Source organism: Escherichia sp. AM3 (genome assembly GCF_032029835.1).
Classification (GTDB): domain Bacteria; phylum Pseudomonadota; class Gammaproteobacteria; order Enterobacterales; family Enterobacteriaceae; genus Escherichia; species Escherichia coli.
In genome coordinates, this window is the sequence record NZ_JAVUPQ010000876.1 from 1 (window position 1) to 286 (window position 286).

The window sequence follows — 286 nt, forward strand, 5'->3', positions numbered from 1 at the left end:
CGCCCGTTTTCACCTTACTTCCGGTTACGCCACCAGCCGACAATCGCTGCGGTAATAATTCCCGCCAGGATCGGTGCTGCCAGGTCGTCCCAGAAAATCATGGCAAACTGCGCGAGCGTCATATAGCCGCCTTGTTGTAATGACAACATTTTGCGGCTATTCTTGAATTGTTCTGGTTCAAGATTAGCCCCCGTTCTGTTGTCAGGTTGTACCTCTCAACGTGCGGGGGTTTTCTCTTTCCAGCAACCAATGCCACCAGGGATAAAGCCCCCGCAACATTGCGCCT

The 286-nt window shown here is 52.8% G+C and carries 1 protein-coding gene; it reads right to left on the reverse strand.

The window, feature by feature from the left end; translation table 11 throughout:
- Nucleotides 1-14: 14 nt before the first annotated feature.
- Nucleotides 15-122, reverse strand: coding sequence for a type I toxin-antitoxin system toxin Ldr family protein (locus tag RTW80_RS28825; protein WP_000170951.1), 108 nt, complete (start codon nt 120-122; stop codon nt 15-17).
- Between the last annotated feature and the right edge of the window lie 164 nt (nt 123-286).